Consider the following 18,231-nt stretch of genomic DNA (forward strand, 5'->3'; position numbering starts at 1 on the left):
GTACCAACAAGTACCCAGTGTAGTTCAAGTACACCTATGCTGTTTATCTGCTAGGCGTACGCTGAAGGATTTGAATTAAACGTTAAGGAGTTTTTATGTATACACAAAAGATGCATCCAGCTACTACCTTCCCTGAGGTGAGTGCCACGCTATCAACGGGCGAAGCTATATCGCTGACCGAAAAAAGCGAGGGCTGCGATTGGAAAATGGTGGTGATTTATCGCGGTAAGCATTGCCCAATTTGTACAAAGTTTTTGAATAAGCTTGAAGACTATAAAGGCCGTCTTCGTGAGCTTAACATTGATTTGGTGGCTGTAAGCGGCGACAGCAAAGCACAGCTTGAAGCGCACTTAGATGACTTGTCTATCAATTTCCCCATTGCCTACGGCTTATCGCAAAGTGACATGGAAAAGCTAGGCCTGTACATTTCTGAACCTCGTTCAGAAAAAGAAACCGATCACAACTTTGCAGAGCCCGCATTGTTTGTGCTTAACGGTGATAACGAAATTCATATTGCTGAAATTGCAAACGCGCCTTTTGTGCGCCCCGACTTAGAGCAACTCGTATCGGGCCTAGAGTTTATACGCAACCCTGAGAATAACTATCCTATTCGCGGTACGTTCAAAGGCTGAGGCTAATGGGTAATAATGGTGATAGGTAGTTAAAAGTAAGGCCCTAGTGTTTACTAGGGCCTTTGTATTTTTGCACGTTTGCAAACACCTGAAGTGACTTTTAAAGCCATTGTAAGACTCTTATTTTCTGAAGCTTACTTGTTTTTTGCAGACACCGAAAAAGCAATGGGCGCCATCTGCTTTTTGAAGTCATTTAGTGCATCTACAGGTAGCGCAACGTCTATTTCTACACGGCTTCCATAGCTGCAGTTGGCAATGTTGCCTTCAGCTTGTTCCACCAAATGACGTACAAACTGCTCGTGTTTGAAATCGATGGCTACGCTAAGCGGTTCCAGCGTTATCTCTTGTCTTACTTCAAGCGCATCAATGGCTTGCTGTGCTGCAGCCGAGTAGGCCCTCACCAAACCACCCGCACCTAATTTAACTCCGCCAAAATACCGCGTGACAATAATCATAATGTCGCCGATATCTTTGTGCTGGAGTACATTTAATATAGGTTTTCCTGCGGTACCGCTAGGCTCGCCGTCATCAGCCATTGCTGCACTACTAGGCGCGTTGGGGTTGCCAAAAATATACGCCCAGCAATGATGGCGTGCGTCGGGGTATTGTTGTTTAACGCTTTCTAAGAGCGCCATTGCACTTTCGCGAGAATTAGCAAAACCGGCGCAGGCAATAAATTTACTTTTTTTAATTTCGTACAGGGTTTCAACCTGATTTGCGGGTACCGGATACACGATGAAAACCTATATTGATATCTGTCGATATGCTATGGCACATGTCGCTGCAATCGACTTTTTAAACACTTCTGATAAGACTTACTAATAGAAAATTCAAGTGTACCAATCTCTAAGTAATCTTTATGAATAACATCCACATGTAAAAGATTTACGATGTGTGAACGGTGTATTCTAACAAAATCTTCGCTAGGAAGGCCATCAAGCGCATTTCCCATGCTTTGCAAAACGATATAGCTACCTTCTACACAATGATAAACCACATAGTCACCGCAAGCCTCAATATACTTTAAATTCGCGAGGTCAATGCGTTGATGGTGATTATCTACTTTAATAAAAATAAACTGGTGAGCAAGCGAACTCGACTGCACTGTGAATGCTGATGTGTTTTCTTGTTGTGAGCTAGATGGTGTTGAAGCCGATAGCATCAGCTTACTGGTAGCCTTGAAAAAGTCGGAATATTTTAACGGCTTGAGTAAATAGTCAACGGCATTGTGCTTAAACCCCTGCAGTGCATATTCACTATGAGCAGTAATAAATATTACCTTTGGCGGATAGCTCATCGATGATAAAAGTTCAAGGCCATCTAGTGTGGGCATGTTTATATCAAGCAATAGTAAGTCGATGGCGTTTGATGACAGATAAGCAAGGGCATCTAATGCATCTTTAAAACTGGCTGATAACGATAGAAAGTGTGTTTTATTGACATAATCGGTGAGCAAATCAATAGCAAGCTTTTCATCATCAATAATTACGGTTTTCAGCATCACGTCAACGTCATCCTTGCGGTGAATACATTGCTCTTGGTCGAAATTTCGAGCGTGTGTTTGTCTTTGTAAAGTAAGCTGAGCCTGCGTTTCAGGTTTGCTAGACCCAGCCCGCCGTTTTGAGTCGTAGTAACTTGTGTGCGCTTATTCGCGTTGGCAATTGGGTTGGATATTTCAAATGAAATTACATTGTGTTTAACCGCTAGCGCAATTGAAATAGTGGTTTTATCTTTAGTACTCACTCCATGCTTAAATGCGTTTTCTACCAATACGATAAGTAGCATGGGGGCAATATGTGTATTTGCATTGATATCTCCTTTTTCAAACCGCAGCTCAACGTCATCGGAGAACCGCAACATCTGCAAGCGAATATAATTGTCGAGATATTCTACTTCGTTTCGAAGTAATACTTTCTGAGAATTTGACTCATATAGCATATACCTGAGAAGGGAAGATAACTGCTCTATGCCTTGTGACGTACGCGTGTCGCCAAACATATAAGACGTGCTGTACAAGCTATTAAGAACGTTAAACATGAAGTGCGGACTCACTTGTTGTTTCAATGCGGCCAGCTCAAGATGCGCAAGCGCGAGGTTTTGTTCTTTTGCTAATTCGGCGCGTTTTAAATTGCGTAGAAAGCGCTTTATGGCCACAGAAAGCAATGACCACATAGTGTGCTTGAATAAAAATGGCAAATAATCGCGGCTAATGCTGATCCGGTCAATCGTGCGGCCAACACTGTAAATACAGTCTACTGTTGTAAGGATGCACAAGGCGGCAAGATATGCTGCAATTGCCCCGTAAAAGCCAGCGTTTTTTTTGCAAAACGGAACTGCAAAATAGCACCAGTAGAACGTAAGCAAAACGAATAACGATGTTGATGCTGGCTGAGGAGGGCTAACGGTGGTTTGTTCAAGGGTAGTAATATAAAAATCTAAATTTTGGCTAAGCGAAAAATAGAGCACCCATAGCGTGAGATGTACACATGCTTCTATAAGTAAATAAGGTTTATTAAACAAAGTGGGCTTCACGTAAATTTTTCTCAGTTTATCGCAATGTCGTTGTTGTTATGGCCAATACTCTACGAATGCGTCTTTATTATCTGTAAAAGGTCTTATATCCCCTATAAATAAACAAAAGGGCGCTTTTATTATTCAGCGATGATATGCACTTACTTATCGATTCCCACGCTTTCCATATTTTCTGTGTTTTATATTCATCAATCTTCAATAGCGCTGAATAGGAATATCAAGTTTATGATAAGAAAGCAAAAATTCGCTACTAAAACTGTTTTTTCAATACTATTTGCTGGTGCATTAGTTACCAGTATGCAGAGCCGTGGACAAGTAAATACACATCCTCAAATAGCCGCAACTGGGGCTGAAGGATTTACTACTTCCCTTATTGTAAAAAATGAAGCATTTCGGCTGTACGGCGAAAAAAATAGTTCACTACGCCGAGAGGTAGGCGAAATTGAAAATGCTGCACGCACTTTTACCGATCGATTTGGTGCGTTCGGCACACTTGATATTGTTGTCGTAGAGAACCCCATGTCGCTATTTCTCATCGATCATTCTCAATATCAGCCTCACTTTTTGCCTTTGCTTAGCTACGCCGCACTGGCTAGCGCTAACAGCGACGAGGACGTGTTTGGCAACAAAGATAAAAACATACTTTCCCATGAAGTGTGTCATAAGTTCATGATCTTACTGATGGAGCAAAAAGGGCTGCAAAACAAAACCTACGCTAAACCGCGCTACGGGCATACCGAGTTACCAGATTGGTTCGATGAAATTGCAGCAATAAGTTGTGAGAGTGAGGCTATGAAAAAAAAGCGACTTAGTGACTTTTATGCAAAAGGTAACGCAGATAGTTTGTTGCCAATTGCTGAGTTTTTGTCTGTCGAGCACCCATCGCTAAAAGTCATGGAAAAGCAACTTTCTCAGTTGGTTGCAAAGGCTAAAGCCAATGTAAATGCAAGTGGTTTTGCCATGGAGGTGATGGAAATAAATGAAGAGAAAAGTGAAGAATTTATCACCGAATATTATGTACAGGCGTTATTGTTCGATAGATTTATTGAGGCTTCGCTAGGTGAAGGAGCAGTAAAAGAGTTGGTCGAACTACTCGCTCAGCAACGTTCAGTAGAAGCTTGGTTGGTAAACAAATTAGCGTTAGACAGTATTGAAGATGTGGACAGCGCGTTTAAAAAGTTTGTGAGTGAAACTTACGCTATTCACAAAAACAGCGTGTAATTGCAACGCTATAGGAGAATACCAATCCGCATTAATAATCGCCCACGTCGCGATAATCTATGCGGGTTGGTAATAACGAGTACCGTAGCGTAAGTTCAAACGTTGGGGCTATCAAAAAACGACGTTAATCATTAGGTTAAAATTACGGTTTATTAGTTGAGATAAAATGGAGAGTGAGGTATCAATCGACTCAGAGAACGATAATTAAAAATAACGACTATGCCTTTTGAGCGATTTATTCCCTTTCGTAAGCGAGACATGATTGCGGTATGCGAAGCCTTAATCAGCCAACAAACAACGTTGTTTCGCACCTTTGCTTCACTCCTAGTTAACCGGATCCACTATGAATATCATCAGCAACTAGAAGAGTTGAAGGACAGCTATAGCCATTTCGACCCTAATAAAGATACGCGCGACTTATCTTTTTCAAGCCATAGTGAAAAGAAAGAAAATCAACAAACGTTTTCTAAGGGGTTTGCTCGCCTTCTTGATGCGGCCAATTTCGAACAGGTGACAGACGAAGACCTAGAAGCAGCGTTAAATGAAGAATCATTGTTCAAAGTGCGCCTGGCGGTTAGCTTCGACGACTTTGAAGACGTGGTTTTTTATCGGCGAGGCGAGTCGGTAAAAACTGAAACTATACGTACTTTTTTCGGGTTGCGAAAAAAGCAGGTGTCGTTTACCAACTACGACAAAGTGGCCGTTTATATTACGTTTAAAGATGAGGCTTATTTTAAAGAGAAGGGACAAACACCAGTCAGCTTCAAACCCGGTTCCACCATAGTAAAGCTTTTTCAAAACGTACCTAAAGCAGACTTGGAAATGCTGTTTCCAAACAGTGAAGTTAAAATGCGCCCGTTAGATAAGCTAATTATTAGTGCATCGGCGGCCATTGGCGGCACTATGGTGCTAGTGACTAAGTTAGGTGCATCATTACTGCTTATGGCGTCGTTTTTAGCCTTTTGGCTTGGCTTTAAAGACGACCAGGTGGAATTGACTAAGCAAAGCCTAATCACTTTTGGCGTAGGCATGGGGGTATTCGGTAGTTTTGTCTTTAAGGAATGGACCAAGTTTAAAAATAGAAAAATCCGGTTTATGAAAGCCTTGTCTGACAACCTCTATTTCAAGAATTTAGACAACAACGCAGGCGTGTTTCATACGCTAATAGATGCAGCAGAAGAAGAAGACTGCAAAGAGGCCTTATTAGCTTATACATTTTTACTTAAATGTAGTAATACATTCTCTGAAAACGCCGCATCATTTGGCGCAGCACGTTCAAAAAACGAGATTACCGCTGGTGGGATGACACTTGCAACGCTCGATAGCGTGATAGAAAGCTACTTCTTAGAAAACCTTGATTGTACGCTCGATTTCGACGTTACTGATGCTATTACTAAGCTGGTGGACATGGAACTAGTTGAACAAGACGGCGATGTCTTTGTCGCGCGGACGCTTAACGATGCTGTGAAGATACTTGATGACTACTGGGATAATATTTATCAACCTGTTTGATTGACCCTTTAACATCGATAATAGTGCGCCAAGGAAAGAAAAAGCCTATGCGAAGCTTTCTAGTCCTGTGGCTACTCACTACGCAGGTGGATAGCGGCAGATAAACGCTGATAGCTCGCGTACTTATCCACTAAAATAACCTTCGTGTTGTGCTTGTTTAACTGTGTCTAAAAAGGCTTTTATTCTTAGCGATTGATGGGGGCGCTGTGGGTGTACAACAAACAGCTGACTGGTGCTTTTTGTTGGAGGCACACTTGGTGTCGACCCCGGCTTAATTTCTTCAAAAAGCGCGACCAGTTCACCCGCCTTACTATGCTTTTTTGCCACGTAGCTTGGCAGCCTTGCAATGCCGCGGCCTTCCAATACATGCTGAATTAGCGCTAAATTATCGTTAAGCTTTAAGCAGCCTTTAACCACTGTGCGCTTACCGTTTATAAGCCAGTTATCTTGGTCGGGGCCACAAAAGCATTGGTGCGCACCCAAATCGCTTAACATTTTGGGCGTGCCGGCTTGCTTTAGGTATTGCGGTGCCGCAACTATAGTGTGGCTATAGGTAAACAATGGCTTGGCCACCATATCTTGCGGCGGGTTGTTAGTAGAGCGAAACGCCAAGTCGAAATGACCCTGGTTTAAGTCGTGCCTTTGATAGCTGGTATCTAAATGAAACGAAACATCAGGATGCTGCTGCGAGAAGGAAAAACACAGTTCGCTTAACAAATAGTGTGCAAACATATTAGGCGCCGTAATGGCTATTATTCCCTCAAGTTGCGTTTGCTCTCGTACTAAATTTTGCTCAAGTTCAACCACGCTGCGATTAATCTTCTGTGTATCGGCATAAACTTGTTTACCTTCGTTGGTAAGGCTTACTTGGCGTGTTGAGCGCTGCAGTAACTTCACGCCTAACGCAAGTTCAAGCTCCCTTATTTGCTCCGACAGGTAGCCCCTGGAAATTTGCATTTTCTCTGCCGCAGCACCAAAGCTTAAGGTTTCTGCTACCGCACTAAACAGCATCAATCGCTCGACTTTTTTATGTGGTTTCATTGGCTTGTTACTTTTTAAAGAAGATCCATAGGAGATGAAAATTCACAATGTGTCCTAAAACCGCGTCTTTAATAACGTCATATCAAAAATTTTCACTTAGTGATTATATATGGAATACAGCTATTCGCTATAAAGAATAATGATTTCGCTATTGTGCGCTGAAAGGTGGTAACCGCAAGCGTAAACTTGGGCTATCGATAGGCGTTAGAAATACGTTATTTTCTTTTTTGAGTGAGACATGATGAAAAACCTTCCTTTAAATCAGTACTTCCCGCACGCCAGTCAGCTGGTTTATGGCTGTATGGCTATTGGTGGAGAGTGGGACTTTAATCCATTAACCCAAGATCAAACCCAGCATGCCTTTGCGGCAGTTGATGCTGCGCTAGAAGCCGGTATTACCGTTTTTGATCATGCTGATATATACCGAATGGGTAAAGCAGAACAAGTATTTGGCGAAGTGTTAAAAGCATGCCCTCACTTACGGGAAGAGATAGTGCTGCAGTCTAAATGCGGGATCCGTTTTGAAGATGAACACGGGCCTAAACGTTACGATTTTTCGAAGCAATGGATTGTCACTTCTGTTGAGAACACGCTTTCGCAATTAAATACCGATTATCTCGACCTGCTCTTGCTGCACCGCCCAGACCCATTGATGGAAGAAGAGGAGGTTGCCGCTGCTTTTGATGCCTTGTTTGATAGCGGTAAGGTTAAGCACTTTGGCGTGTCGAATATGAGCGGCGTACAAATGCAGCATCTTAATCACTATATTAATCAGCCGCTTATTGCGAATCAGGTTGAGATGAGCCTTACTAACTTAGGCTTTGTGGATGAAGGTATTTATGTCGGTAACCCAGATGGGCAGCATGTGAATTTTACAGCGGGTACACTTCAATACGCAAAGCAAAACAACATTCAAATGCAGTCGTGGGGGCCAGCAAGCCAGGGGAAATACACCGGAGCACCCGCTGCGCTAACTGCGCAAGAAGAAGCGACTAAAAAACTCGTTGTGACCTTAGCGCAAAAATATGGTGTATCGCCCGACGCAATCGTGTTGGCTTGGTTAATGCGCCACCCCAGCAACATTCAGCCAATTGTTGGTTCGGCAAACCCCAAGCGTATTAAAGCAAGTGCAGAAGCCGTTACCGTGACGCTTACTCGGGAAGACTGGTACGCATTGTACGTAAGTGCAAAAGGGGTGGAGTTACCATGATGGGTTCCATTTCTTTAGCGCAAGCTCAATCAATGATTACAGATAGCATTCATTGGGCGCAAGAAAACAATCAACACATTGCCGTGGCTGTTGTAGACAGTGTGGGTGAACTTATCTCGTTCTCTCGTATGGATGAAACTAGTCCGCAAACCTGTCTACTAGCGCAGAACAAGGCTTATACGGCAGCCAGAGACAGGCAAAAAACCAGTCAGCTTGCTGCGTGGGCAAAAGAAACGAGCAAAACCATTAACTTTTGGACCGATCCGCGTATCACAGGTATGGCGGGTGGTGTACCGGTAAAAGATAAGGCAGGCAAAGTAGTGGGTGCAATAGGAATTAGCGGTATGGCGGAGTTTGATGACGAAGCGCTGGCAGAAAGCATTCTCGCTCAGCGTTAGCTTACGTAAGCGTGCTTTATGGCGCAGGTAATTATCTTAATGATGTATGTTAAATACCTGCGCCTAATACGCAAAGCCTAAACTACAAGTGCGGCAAATAAGCGAAATGAACAAAAGCTGCGTGCTTAAATTACTGTTATCAGAAAGCGATGCTCAAAGACAAGAAGAATAAGGAACAGGTTAATGATTCGAACACCATTTAAAATGGCAGTAGCCACTACCGCAATAATGCTTTCACTAGCGGCCTGCAGCCCATCTATCGTCCATAGTGCGCCTGCAAGCAGTGCCCCTACTAGTAACGAGAGCAGTAATGCATTACAGCCACAACGTCATTACCTACAGCGAGACGTGCGCGAAGACGTGTTCTACTTCGTTATGCCAGACAGGTTTAACAATGGTGATGTAAGTAACGACAGCGGAGCACCAAAAGGCTCAATTTCTCACGGAGGGTTAGACACCACGTCTAAATGGGCTTTTCATGGCGGTGATATGGCGGGTATTGAACAAAAGCTGGATTACCTCAAGTCTATGGGGATCACGGCTATTTGGATGACACCTATTCTGCGCAATAAAGCTGTGCAAAGAGGCGGTTTTGCTCACCATGGATATTGGATTGTCGACTTCACCGAAATTGACCCTCACTTTGGCAGTAACGCCGATTTAAAGCGTTTAATTGACACTGCACACAAAAAAGATATTAAAGTATTTTTCGATATCATTACTAACCATACGGCAGACGTGATTAAGTATGAAGAGTGCCACAACGCAGACGGTTCGTTTAAAAGTGAACTAGACCGGTGCGCTTATCGCAGTTTGCAGGAAGTGAAAGAGCAAGGGACTTACCGTGCTTTTGTTCCAGAAAAAGAGCAGGGAGAGAAATTTCCAGAGTGGCTAAACGACCCACGCTATTACCACAATCAAGGTGATACAACCTTTGAAGGTGAAAATAGTTTATATGGTGATTTTAATGGGTTAGATGATATCAATACCGAAGATCCAGAAGTGGTTAAAGGTATGATTGATATTTACACCAAGCTTATCAGTGAATTTAAACCCGACGGCTTTAGGATTGATACAGTAAGGCACGTACAGCTACCGTTTTGGCAAGCATTTTCACCGGCAATTATGGCGCACGCAAAAGCCGAAGGCATTGAGAACTTTCATGTATTTGGTGAGGTGTATGACCCAAACCCTGAAGTGCTAAGTTCGTTCACTACAGAGGGTAAACTGCCTGCGGTACTTGATTTTGGATTTCAAAGTGCGGTGGGAGGCGTGTTCTTTGAAGACAAGCCAGTGTCAACCATTGAGGCTTTAATAGCACAAGATTACCTTTACAATGACGAGGACAGCAACGTTAATCAATTGCTTACTTTTTTAGGCAATCACGATATGGGGCGCCCCGGCTTCTTCTTAAATAAACATTTACCCAACGCGTCTAACCAAGAAAAGCTGCAGCGCAGTATGTTGGCGCATGCCATGATGTTTTTCTCTCGCGGCGTACCCGTTGTTTACTACGGCGATGAGCAGGGCTTTACCGGTGATGGTAACGATGTAGATGCAAGAGAAGATATGATGCCATCCAAGGTAGCTAGCTATAACGACAATCCGTTGTTAGGTACTGACCAAACCACTAAAAATGACAACTTCAACCCTAAGCACCCGCTATACATGGCTATTGCAGAGTACGCTGCCATTCGCAAGCAGCAGCCGTTGCTTCAATATGGTGTGCAGGAAAATACCTTCTTTGATGATAAAAAGCAGGTGTTTGCCTTCACCCGCATAGCGAATGACACAATGCCAAACGGGGGCGGAGCGCAACAAAAGAACCATGCGCTTCTTGTTGTGTTTAATGTGTCAGCCGCGCAACAAACGGTAACGGTTTCTAAGCAGTATGAAAACTACTTAGTTGTTTCAGGAGCCGCTACAATTTCCGCTTCTGACAACGGTAAAACACAAATTACTCTGCCAGCTTTTAGCTTTGGATTGTTTTCGTCAAAATAATATCCTGCGCACCAGACGTTTATTAAAGCGTGTGGTGCCTCTTTTTTTACCTGTTCCCTGTGAACATGTAACACAGACAAACCATTGTCATAAAACCACAAAATCTCTATAGTTGCTTCAAGGGGCGTTGATCAACATCGACATCCCTTAGCAACAGCGCCGAAGGCGTTTCTCTATCTCCAATGCAACAAGCCTGGTTCACTTCTACATGAAAATATTGCATACGTCTGACTGGCACTTAGGTCAGAGTTTTTTTACAAAAAGCCGCAAAAATGAACATGCCGCCTTCCTAAAATGGCTTCTTCAGCAGGTAGAAGCGCATCAAATAGATGCGATTATTGTTGCGGGTGATGTGTTCGACACGGGCACGCCGCCTAGCTACGCCAGAGAGCTCTACCATGCGTTTATCGGTGAACTTCAGGGCATGCAATGTACATTGGTGGTGCTGGGGGGAAATCACGATTCAGTGTCGGTATTAAACGAAAGTAAGGCACTACTGAAATACTTAAATAGCCACGTAATAGCCAGTACCTATGGCGATTTAAGTGAACAAGTCATTACCCTTAACGATCGCAAGGGGCAGCCCGGTGCGGTACTGTGTGCCGTACCGTTCATTCGACCGCGTGATGTGCTAATAAGCGAGGCAGGACAAAGCGCCACTGACAAGCGCCAAGCGCTTGGCGATGCGATAAAGCAGCATTACGGGACGCTCTACAATGAAGCCCTGTCATTGCGCGCCAAAATAGAAGAAAAGCGAATTAAAGAGGGCATTGAAAATAGCGCTGCCATTCCTATTGTTGCTACAGGGCACTTAACCGCTTTAGGCGTGAGTCAGTCAGAAAGTGTGCGTGATATTTACATTGGTACCCTTGAAGGCTTTGACGCTAAGGGTTTTCCGCCCGCTGATTACATTGCACTAGGTCATATTCACAGGCCACAAAAAGTGGCTAAAACCGAACACATTCGCTATTCAGGCTCACCCATACCGCTAAGTTTTGATGAACTAAACACACAAAAGCAAGTAGTGTTGATAACGTTTGAATCTGAAAGCACAACGCCTACTATCTCAACGCTTCCGGTGCCGCGCTTTCAGGCCATGGAAGTAATAAAAGGCGACTTAAAAGCGATTGAGGCGGCCATTAATAAAAGCGAGGCCATCGCGTTAGCTTCTCAAACAGATGGTGCCGCTGGCGAAACGGATAACGCCATTAGCCCTAAAGATCCTGTGTGGTTATGCATTGAAGTTGAAACAGAAGACTACCTGACTGATTTGCAGCAGCGTATTCAAGGTTTGTTAGAGGGGAAAAATGCTGAAATCTTGCAGTTGAAACGCAAGCGTAAGCGCACGGTAAATAGCCTAACAGAAAAGCAAAACGTCCAGCTTAGCGAACTATCGGTAAACGATGTATTTGAAGCACGTTTGGCACTGGAGAGTATAGAAGATAGTTCAACAAGTGAGTCGGCACCAACTGAGTCGGCACAAGCAACCCTGCTAGATGACGACCAAAGCGCCGGAGGAACGGAAGAAGCAGGGTCAGAGAAAAGCGCTTTACGCATAAACCGGATAAGGCAGCTATTCAATGAAGCAGTAGAGCAAGTGCATACCAACGATGAAGATGCTGAAGTACCAGTAGAGACATCATTGGCAAACACAACAGAAAATAAAGGCGAGTAACACAATGAGAATATTGACCTTACGCCTTAAAAACCTAAACGCCTTAAAAGGGGAGTGGAAGATAGATTTCACCCAGTCGCCGTTTATTGACAATGGGCTGTTTGCTATAACAGGCCCAACCGGGGCGGGTAAAACCACGCTGCTTGATGCCATTTGTTTAGCGCTTTATCACCAAACCCCTCGCTTGGGGCCAATTTCAACGTCGAACAACGATATCATGACTCGCGGCACGGCGGAGTGTTTGGCGGAGGTTGAGTTTGATATTAAGGGTAAAGCATACCGTGCGTTTTGGAGTATGCGTCGGGCCAGAGGGAAAGTTGACGGTAACCTGCAAAGTGCTGATGTTGAGCTGGCCGAAGTTGAAAGCGGTAAGGTATTGGCTACCCAAGTGCGGCCAAAAAGTGAAGAGATTGAAAAGCTAACTGGCCTTAATTTTGCCCGCTTCACCAAGTCGATGATGTTGTCGCAAGGCGATTTTGCAGCATTTTTGAATGCTAACGAGGCCGACCGAGCCGAGCTGCTTGAAGAGTTAACTGGCACCGAAATTTACGGGCAGATATCACGGGCGGTACATCAGCAATTTAGTGACGCTAAACAAAAGAAAAAAGAGTTTGCGATAAAGCTAGAAGGCGTAACCTTGCTTAGCGACGAGCAAATTACCCAGCTTGAAGATGAGCAAGCACAAACCAAGAGCCAAGTGTCAGCGTTTAACCAAACACTTACTGAACTGCAAAAGCAACAGCAGTGGCAACAAGCGTTTAACGCTAACAAGCTTGTCATTAAAGAAGCCAGTGAAGCGCAGCAGGCCGCGAATAACGCCATCAATGAGGCGAAACAAGAACTTGATCTTCTCACCCAAAGCGAGCCGGCTGAAAAGCTTCGCCTGCCATTCTTGCAAAGAAACGCCCTTCAGCAAGACGTAACCCGTTATAAAGAAAGGCTTGACGAGAAGGCGGCTCAGCTTCCCGATTTAAAAACGCAAAAGGCACAACGTAGTTCAGAAGTAACTCATGCCGAGAAAGCGTTAGCGCAGACAAAGCAACAAGCCAGTGAGCTTGAAAAGCGTATAAACGAGCAGGTGGTGCCGCTAGATAACCAAATAGCGCAGCTTACTAGTGAACAGCAAAAAGCAAACGAAAACGCGGCACGTTTAAGGCAGTCAATAAACGCGTTAACGCTAAAGCGCAAAGAAATCGAAAACGCTTCGGCAGATAACAAGACCAAGCTTGGTGAACTGGAAGCTTACTTGAGAGAACACCACTCACTTAGCGGTGTGGCCGAGTTTATCAGTGGCTGGAGTGAAACGGCGCGCCATATTGAACATGATCAGAGGCAGTTAGAAACACTGACACAAAGCGTAAAGAATGATCGTCAGGCGCTTTCATCCCTAGATGACGCTATCGCAAAAACAAACGAGTCGTTGAGCGCGTTAGCGCAGACCTTCGATGACAAAAACGCGCAAGTAGCCACGTGCGAGAAGGCACTTCAGGCCGCGCTATCTGACAAACCAACTGATACTAATAGTGCTAATGCAACCAGCAAAGCAAGCCTTCAGCAAGAGCGCGATACCAAGCTCCATCATTGGGATAGTGTGCTACAGATAGGGCATATCCAACAGCAATATTTGGCACTAGAGCAAGACAAAGTATCGCTGAGTGCGCAGAGGGAAGACTTAGCGAAGAAACTAGGTCAGCAGCAATCTGACCGTCAAGCCTTGGTTGATGCTTACAAGCAAACTCGCAGTAATTTAAAAGACATAGAGGCGCTTATCGCCCTGGATGCTGAAGTGGCGCACCTTCGCGCACAGTTAAAAACTGGCGAGCCATGCCCTGTCTGTGGGGCTAACGAACACACCACGTCTAGCGTGGCGATTGATGTACCTGAAACTATCCAAAAGCGAGATAGCTTAAAGCAGCAGTTAGATGATATTGAGCAGCAAGGGGCGAGGGCAAAAGAAAGCGTTACACACACTGAATTCACTCTTGCTCAGGTTAATAAGCAGCTAGAACAGGCAAGCGGGCAACGAGATACGCTGCTAGAAAAATGGCAACAGATTTCAAGCGTACTTAGCGCTGATATACCGAGCTTTGAAAAGGTCGACATTAATACATCGCAAAGCGTCGCTCAATTTACGGAGCAGTTTAAAACCCGCCTTGATGATATTAGTGCCCAATTAACCCGTTTAGATGAGTGCGAGCAAGCTCTAAATGCTGCACAGCAGGCTAAAAATGAAGCGCAGCAGTTGCTACAAGCCAAGCAGTCAGAACTTGCAGTTTCTCTGCAGCAGCGCGAAACCTTGGAAAAGCAATTTACCGAACGTAATGCAGAGTTAGAGAGCAAAACACAAGGGATTAATAATAATATTTTAGCGCTCAGCGAGACTATGACGGCGCACGGTGCTGACATTCACAACCTGACCTTTGATGGAATTACCACGTGGTTAAATGAAAAAGCCGAAGCGCTTAAAACCTACAAACACAATCATCAGCTACACGCTAAACTTAAAGATGAGTTGCAAGAGGTAAACAGCACCTTGCTTGTGATCAGTCGGGATATTGAAAGTGCCGAGAACCAGCTTAAGGGCGTATGCGAAGAGCTTGTGCAGCTAGATAAAAGCCTAGAGGCGCTGCGAGACTCGCGCACAACCGTATTCCCTGAAGGCAATATTGCTGAAACAAGGAATAAGGCAAACGCCGCCCAAGAAAAGGCTGAGCGAAATGTAAATGAATGCAAATCTCGCCTGCAACAAACAGACACTATATTGTCTCGTTTAGAAGCCGAAATTGCCCAGCTTAATGAGCAAATGCGCGAAAAAGAGCAAGCACTTACAGAGGCAACAGAGCACTTTAACCGTCAGTTGGCGAGCAGCCCCTTTGCCGATGAACAAGCGTTTAGCAATGCCCTTTTAGACGAAGATACCCGCAACACCTTACTTGAACTACAAAAGCGACTAACGCAGCAAAAACAACAGGCAGACTTAAAGCTGGAAAATGCGCTAGCAACCCAACAATCGCTAAAAGCCCATGCTGATGCAGCGCAGTGGCAGCGCGAGTTAGAAGAGCACGGTGCACAGTGGCTCGATACGAAGATTACCCAGCAAGCTCAGCAGCGTGACACGCTGTTATCGTCTTTAGGGCAAATTGAACAGCAGCTAAGCGCTAACAATCAAGCCCGCGAAAGACAGCAGCAGCTTGTGGATGAGATGGCAGCGTTTGAGGCGTATTATGATGATATTACTTACCTGCACTCATTAATTGGTTCGGCCAGCGGCGACAAATTCAGACGCTTTGCGCAAGGGCTTACTTTAGATAACCTAGTGCAGCTTGCAAATCAGCAGCTTGATAAATTACACGGTCGCTATCAGCTAATGCGAAAAGAAAACGAAGGGTTGGGTTTAAGTGTATTAGACACCTGGCAAGGTGACGTGGTAAGAGACACCAAAACTCTGTCTGGTGGAGAAAGCTTTTTGGTGAGCCTTGCACTGGCATTAGCTTTATCTGACTTGGTCAGTCACAAGACCAGTATCGATTCGCTATTTTTAGATGAAGGCTTTGGCACTCTAGACGCGGAGACTTTGGATGTGGCCCTTGATGCGCTAGACAACTTAAATGCCAGCGGAAAAATGATTGGTGTGATAAGCCATATTGAAGCGATGAAAGAGCGTATTCCCACTCAGTTAAAAGTAATTAAACGCAACGGTGTGGGGTTAAGTGCACTAGAAAAACCTTATGCGGTTTCAAGTTAAATGGAGAAGTATTGGGACGTGAGTATGTTTAGTGCTCACTTTACCTGATACTTTTAGCGATGAAGTTAAACCAAATCTGATAGTTTCCTGTTAGCGTAAAGCGACATAGTATAGCACCTTTGCGCTTGTCCGCTCCAGACAGACACCTGATATTTAGGGGCTAGGCATCAAACTTCCGAGTTGTGCCAAAAGCGGTCGTTTTGAACGCCTCTGACCTTTCTCCGCGAAATTTACCCCACAATAGCCGTTGAGTGGTGGTCTTGTTCGCAATAGTCAAAGAACATAGGGTGAATAACAATAACATCTTCTCCCTGCAAGGCTCCTGAAATGCTTTCATCGGGATGATGATAGTAGAATTTACACAAGTACCTTTGCCCTCTATATCTCGTTGGAGGAAGGTACGCAGTTGCCGCAGTATCTTTAATATCGTGCCCCTTCAACTCTTTTAAAACCCCAAAAAATCCCATATTGTATAGTTGATCTATTTTGTCATCTAAAGAAACATAAGAACCTAAGTCAGAAATAATTTTCTCTACTTTCTGTCTAAACGACGTGTATTCACAAACATTAGAAAAGTTCTTAAATCTGTGAAAAAATCTTTTCAAATTGGGGTGGTCAATTGAATACTCTTTGATAAAGGCATCTACATTTTTCTTTGCTAAGCGATGAATAACCTGTCTAAATTTATTTGCATCGAAGTCATTTTTTCTAGCTTCCGTTTCTAGTGCTTCCAGAGTTCTTAATATTTGCCTTGGCCTATATTGTGTGTGGCGCAATAAGTATTCGAAAGAGCTTTCCTGAATGTTGTAGCAATCATTTGGAATCACCGCAGGAAATAGAGATTGCCAAACTTCATCAAATTTCTTTCCGCCAGTAGAAAAAGCTATTCTTTTACCAAGCAACTTCTTAATTCCTGCATAATCCCAAATTATTGCTTCGTGCTTATATTCGATTTTATCATAATCTCTTAAGTCGGCTTCAATTAACCGATCATGTGGGATAAAGCAGTAGACTCTAAACGCGTCTCTAAGCTCATGTGTCAAACTAATTACATATATAGCACTAATTAGCGAATCAAATATTGATTGAATACTTAAGCGGTCATCAGTAGATTTTGCCTTTATTTCATCGAAATCATCGATAGTGATAATAACCTTTCGGCCTCCATCATTTAGATACCTAAAAAAAGCATTTTTGGCTTGTACAAACTTAGGATCAAATAAAGGATAACTTTTCAAGCTGTCGTGAACCTGCGCGCTTAAAGCAGTTGGAAGACCAAGTCTTTCTAAATCCCTCTTGTCAGCCGGGTTGGTAACCTGTTCAATTTTCTTTATTGCATTGAAAGTTAATAAAGACATGATTGATACTATTCCCATCTCAGCGAACCCTGAATCAGTTAAATACTCTTGAATAAGGTTTTTTTCTTTAGTGAGGTGGGTTTTCTCTACGCTCATTGCTGTTTTCATTGCATATATAAATATTACAAATTGCCAGTAATGAGAAAGAACAGACAACGATTTTGCTTGAGTATATTCAATTAGATAGTTTAAGTTTTCTATAACTGATACGTATTCGATGTCATCGAAGCTTATTTCAGTCACAACATCATTATTTTTTTTATGCGTAGCAACCAAGTGGCGCTTAAAAGCGGATTTACCAGATCCTTTTTCACCACTTATAAGAGGTTTATAAGAATCAATTATTTCTTTGTACGACGAACACTGAACAAACTTTTCGAGAAATGGGCCATCGCTTTCATCTTTGGCATCAATTGGCCCCCAATAAATATTCGGTCTATTCTTCATTTTTCTCATCCATGATAATTACTCTTATTAGCGGCTCTTAAACCTGACTATAAGCTAAAATATCAACTCCCATTTTTTAGGTCACTTCTAAATTAGAATTTTTTAACTTTGTATGACTAAAACAAAGGCTGCATAACCACTATAAGTGATAGTATTAGAAATTGTAAGTGTCATCTATGGCAATGAAAGAACGAACTACTGACTTCCGCTTTTCGCTCATAGGTGACATTAAATTCTGAATGGACCAACTTCCGCTTTACGTACAAATGTGCCGTTTTGATACCTGCTCATCAACGACAGCTTCTGGTACAACTCAGAAATCTCGCATAGTGGAAGTGAGTATCGAACTCTCAGCACACAAAATATTAAGCCGCAAGTTTTCTTGTATATCGTCGCTCTCTTCAGCTAATGCTGTATCGGGCTGTATGTACAGCCTTTCTTGGTTTATGTCTGCCTGCA

At 43.5% G+C, this 18,231-nt stretch carries 13 protein-coding genes; 8 read left to right on the forward strand and 5 right to left on the reverse strand.

Annotation, left to right across the window (positions count from 1 at the left end):
• The first annotated feature begins 95 nt into the window (after positions 1-95).
• Positions 96-632: a redoxin domain-containing protein gene (locus BK026_RS18550; RefSeq protein WP_071817264.1), complete on the forward strand. Its 537-nt coding sequence runs from the start codon at positions 96-98 to the stop codon at positions 630-632.
• Positions 633-766: 134 nt separating this feature from the next.
• Here the strand turns inward: BK026_RS18550 and BK026_RS18555 are convergent, their stop codons facing one another.
• From BK026_RS18555 to BK026_RS18565, 3 genes are read right to left on the reverse strand one after another with little or no spacing between them, the layout of a single operon-like run.
• On the reverse strand, positions 767-1,369 hold the full coding sequence (locus BK026_RS18555) for a YigZ family protein (RefSeq protein ID WP_071817265.1): 603 nt from the start codon (positions 1,367-1,369) through the stop codon (positions 767-769).
• Positions 1,370-1,398: 29 nt separating this feature from the next.
• Complete coding sequence (locus BK026_RS18560; RefSeq protein WP_083575126.1) at positions 1,399-2,133, reverse strand: LytTR family DNA-binding domain-containing protein; 735 nt, start codon at positions 2,131-2,133, stop codon at positions 1,399-1,401.
• On the reverse strand, positions 2,133-3,164 hold the full coding sequence (locus BK026_RS18565; RefSeq protein WP_071817267.1) for a sensor histidine kinase: 1,032 nt from the start codon (positions 3,162-3,164) through the stop codon (positions 2,133-2,135). The genes BK026_RS18560 and BK026_RS18565 overlap by 1 nt, the downstream gene beginning before the upstream one ends.
• A 225-nt stretch (positions 3,165-3,389) precedes the next feature.
• On the opposite strand from BK026_RS18565, the gene BK026_RS18570 reads away from it, so the two are divergent.
• Complete coding sequence (locus tag BK026_RS18570; RefSeq protein WP_071817268.1) at positions 3,390-4,385, forward strand: hypothetical protein; 996 nt, start codon at positions 3,390-3,392, stop codon at positions 4,383-4,385.
• A 219-nt stretch (positions 4,386-4,604) separates the two neighbouring features.
• Positions 4,605-5,897 carry a TMEM143 family protein gene (locus BK026_RS18575; protein ID WP_071817269.1) on the forward strand — a complete coding sequence of 431 codons (1,293 nt, stop codon included), beginning with the start codon at positions 4,605-4,607 and terminating at the stop codon, positions 5,895-5,897.
• 123 nt (positions 5,898-6,020) lie between these two features.
• Here the strand turns inward: BK026_RS18575 and BK026_RS18580 are convergent, their stop codons facing one another.
• Positions 6,021-6,938, reverse strand: a complete 918-nt coding sequence (locus BK026_RS18580) for a LysR family transcriptional regulator (RefSeq protein WP_071817270.1) — start codon at positions 6,936-6,938, stop codon at positions 6,021-6,023.
• Positions 6,939-7,179: 241 nt separating this feature from the next.
• Between BK026_RS18580 and BK026_RS18585 the strand changes: the two genes are divergently transcribed.
• From BK026_RS18585 to BK026_RS18605, 5 genes are all read left to right on the forward strand, one after another.
• Entirely contained in the window at positions 7,180-8,148 is a 969-nt protein-coding gene (locus BK026_RS18585) for an aldo/keto reductase family oxidoreductase (RefSeq protein WP_071817774.1), read from the forward strand.
• Positions 8,145-8,546, forward strand: a complete 402-nt coding sequence (locus tag BK026_RS18590; RefSeq protein ID WP_256253908.1) for a heme-binding protein — start codon at positions 8,145-8,147, stop codon at positions 8,544-8,546. Before BK026_RS18585 ends, BK026_RS18590 begins: the two co-directional genes overlap by 4 nt.
• Before the next feature lie 183 nt (positions 8,547-8,729).
• A complete protein-coding gene (locus tag BK026_RS18595; protein ID WP_071817271.1) occupies positions 8,730-10,547 on the forward strand; it encodes an alpha-amylase family glycosyl hydrolase in 1,818 nt (605 codons plus the stop codon).
• A gap of 208 nt (positions 10,548-10,755) precedes the next feature.
• Complete coding sequence (gene sbcD, locus BK026_RS18600) at positions 10,756-12,222, forward strand: exonuclease subunit SbcD (protein ID WP_071817272.1); 1,467 nt, start codon at positions 10,756-10,758, stop codon at positions 12,220-12,222.
• A 4-nt stretch (positions 12,223-12,226) separates the two neighbouring features.
• Complete coding sequence (locus BK026_RS18605) at positions 12,227-15,967, forward strand: AAA family ATPase (RefSeq protein ID WP_071817273.1); 3,741 nt, start codon at positions 12,227-12,229, stop codon at positions 15,965-15,967.
• Positions 15,968-16,197: 230 nt separating this feature from the next.
• Here BK026_RS18605 and BK026_RS18610 read toward each other — a convergent pair whose 3' ends face one another.
• Positions 16,198-17,772, reverse strand: coding sequence for a P-loop ATPase, Sll1717 family (locus tag BK026_RS18610; RefSeq protein WP_143142146.1), 1,575 nt, complete (start codon positions 17,770-17,772; stop codon positions 16,198-16,200).
• Between the last annotated feature and the right edge of the window lie 459 nt (positions 17,773-18,231).

Origin of the sequence: Alteromonas sp. V450 (genome assembly GCF_001885075.1) — a bacterium.
In the GTDB taxonomy this organism is placed as follows: Bacteria; Pseudomonadota; Gammaproteobacteria; order Enterobacterales; family Alteromonadaceae; genus Alteromonas.

Excerpts from the sequence above, each read along its gene's own strand:
- BK026_RS18550 (WP_071817264.1), top strand. The coding sequence starts at position 96 with ATGTATACACAAAAGATGCATCCAGCTACTACCTTCCCTGAGGTGAGT.
- BK026_RS18560 (WP_083575126.1), bottom strand. The coding sequence starts at position 2,133 with ATGCTGAAAACCGTAATTATTGATGATGAAAAGCTTGCTATTGATTTG.
- BK026_RS18570 (WP_071817268.1), top strand. The coding sequence starts at position 3,390 with ATGATAAGAAAGCAAAAATTCGCTACTAAAACTGTTTTTTCAATACTA.
- BK026_RS18575 (WP_071817269.1), top strand. The coding sequence starts at position 4,605 with ATGCCTTTTGAGCGATTTATTCCCTTTCGTAAGCGAGACATGATTGCG.
- BK026_RS18580 (WP_071817270.1), bottom strand. The coding sequence starts at position 6,938 with ATGAAACCACATAAAAAAGTCGAGCGATTGATGCTGTTTAGTGCGGTA.
- BK026_RS18585 (WP_071817774.1), top strand. The coding sequence starts at position 7,180 with ATGAAAAACCTTCCTTTAAATCAGTACTTCCCGCACGCCAGTCAGCTG.
- BK026_RS18590 (WP_256253908.1), top strand. The coding sequence starts at position 8,145 with ATGATGGGTTCCATTTCTTTAGCGCAAGCTCAATCAATGATTACAGAT.
- BK026_RS18595 (WP_071817271.1), top strand. The coding sequence starts at position 8,730 with ATGATTCGAACACCATTTAAAATGGCAGTAGCCACTACCGCAATAATG.
- sbcD (WP_071817272.1), top strand. The coding sequence starts at position 10,756 with ATGAAAATATTGCATACGTCTGACTGGCACTTAGGTCAGAGTTTTTTT.
- BK026_RS18605 (WP_071817273.1), top strand. The coding sequence starts at position 12,227 with ATGAGAATATTGACCTTACGCCTTAAAAACCTAAACGCCTTAAAAGGG.
- BK026_RS18610 (WP_143142146.1), bottom strand. The coding sequence starts at position 17,772 with ATGAAGAATAGACCGAATATTTATTGGGGGCCAATTGATGCCAAAGAT.